The 1,923-nt window shown below is 45.7% G+C and carries 3 protein-coding genes and 1 pseudogene; 2 read left to right on the top strand and 2 right to left on the bottom strand.

Annotation, left to right across the window (positions count from 1 at the left end):
* Together J5224_RS25960 and J5224_RS25955 are read left to right on the top strand one after the other, a co-directional pair.
* A partial coding sequence (locus tag J5224_RS25960) for an MFS transporter (protein ID WP_264628072.1) occupies positions 1-321 on the top strand: 321 nt, incomplete at its 5' end.
* A 1-nt stretch (position 322) separates the two neighbouring features.
* Positions 323-484, top strand: coding sequence for an MFS transporter (locus tag J5224_RS25955; protein WP_264628071.1), 162 nt, complete (start codon positions 323-325; stop codon positions 482-484).
* Between the two features lie 69 nt (positions 485-553).
* Here the strand turns inward: J5224_RS25955 and J5224_RS25950 are convergent, their stop codons facing one another.
* Entirely contained in the window at positions 554-1,447 is an 894-nt protein-coding gene (locus J5224_RS25950; protein WP_264628070.1) for a LysR family transcriptional regulator, read from the bottom strand.
* A gap of 239 nt (positions 1,448-1,686) precedes the next feature.
* Positions 1,687-1,923: pseudogene (locus J5224_RS25945) on the bottom strand (nitric oxide reductase transcription regulator); the annotation flags it as partial.

The raw sequence follows: 1,923 nt of genomic DNA, 5'->3' as shown, positions 1-1,923 counted from the left end.
ATTTCCAGCCTATTGCTGGCCTGGATCCCTACCTATCTGTTGTCGGAAAAAAACCTTTCTGTGGTTGGTATGGGGTTTGTCTCTGCGGCACCTTGGGTCGGTGCGGTGCTGGGTAATCTGCTGGGCGGTATCCTCTCTGATACGCTGCTGGATAAACGCAGAAAGCCGGGCATGTTGCTCTCGGCCGTTTCGACATCGGTAATGATGCTGTGCCTGCTGTATATGCCGGCTAATCCAGTATTGTGTGCATTACTGTTGTTTATGACCGGTTTGTTGCTGAGCATTGGCTTCTCTGCCTACATGGTCCAATGCCATTGTTAACATGGGGGGGCAATTAGGCGGTGCGGCGACGCCCTTTATTGCCGGATTGATTCTTGACCATTATGGTTGGAATACTGTGTTTCTGTTTATGGCGGGCATTTCACTACTCACCTTTTTAGTCGTGGTAACCATTGATGAACCGATGGAAAACTGTGACGCCTAACCCTTGCGGTTGAGATAATAAACGTCAGTACCGGGGAAGCGGAATGTATGCTTCCCTTTTTTCACCCTATTATTCAGCGATCTTTTTCATGGTATCAATAAAGGCATGGATATTCGGGTTGGTGTTTTTTGGGTTATAAACTGCGTAGATATAGCTGAGGCAGCGAAAATCCTCAATTGGCAGGAAGATGATATCTTGCCGGTTATTGGGAATGGTGGTTTTTCCCACCAGTGTTACGCCTAATCCGGCTCCCACCAATGCCAATGCTGTGTGAATTTCAACAACGCGATGTGAAACGGCTGGGCGAATACCGTATTCATCAAATTTTTCAAATACGCGCAATGAGTAACCGCTTTTGGGATCGCTGGGGAAAATGATAAAGGGGGAGTTGCAAAAATCACGCAGCGTAATATATTTTTTCTTGCTTAAATAATGATTTTTAGGAATCGCAGCGATAAGCGGATCAATCAGTATCAGTTCATGATTGAGTTCATGACCAATAAAATTATCGTTATCCATTTCTCGTGTGAAGCCGATATCAAGCTCATGGTTCAATAGCAACTCAGGCTGATACTCGGAAAGCACTTCTTTCAAATTTATTTCGATATGCCCGTGTGTGTCAGCGAAGTATTTTATCGTTTCTGGAATCAGGTTAAACATCACGGAGCGAACGAACCCAAGTGTTAACGTAATCGATTTGCTGTTAACGTATTGCCATGCATCTTTTTCAAGCTTCTCGATATTAAAGATGATCTCGGGTGCTCGTTGATAGATAAATTCCCCGAGACGGGTTAAGGTCATTGGACGAGAACTACGATTGAATAACTCACCGTTAAGCTCTTTTTCAAGTGACGAAATTTGCATGCTGATTGCAGCAGGTGCCAGATCGAGCATTTTTGCTGCTTGACTGGCGCTTCCCGTTTCAACCACTTTACAAAAATAGCGCAGTTGTTTGATATTCAAAGGCAGACTCTTATCCTGGTGGACATGTTATTTAATGATATCTTGCGTGCTCATTTTTTTCAAATTTATCGAGAATGATAAAAGAAGAGACAGTGTGAGGCTGTCGTTGTTATAAATAATTAAATCGGGTGTTTTTATTTCAGTGTAATAAATAATGGTGCGTAACAACAAATAACGCTTTCCTTTTACTCACAGCATTATCAAGCAGCGCCCTGCGTTAGGGCGCTGGCCGTGCAGAATTACGGTTTGATCCCCAGGCGTTTCGCCAACCGATGAAGATTGGCAACATCCATGTCAAGCGCTCTGGCGCTGGCTGCCCAGTTGTGTCCGTTCTGGGCTAACGCCTGGCTAATCACGTTGCGCTGAAAATCCTCCGTGGCATGGCGTAAGTTGGGCGTTGGTGCAACGTTTTGGCTCTCCTGCACCGGGCGCTCGGGCGCACCCTGCTGCGCAATGTGGTGCGCTTCCAGCACGAC

It is taken from the genome of Candidatus Symbiopectobacterium sp. NZEC135 (genome assembly GCF_025962695.1).
Note: the sequence above shows the minus strand (reverse complement) of the source record. Positions and strands in the feature narration are given on the sequence as shown.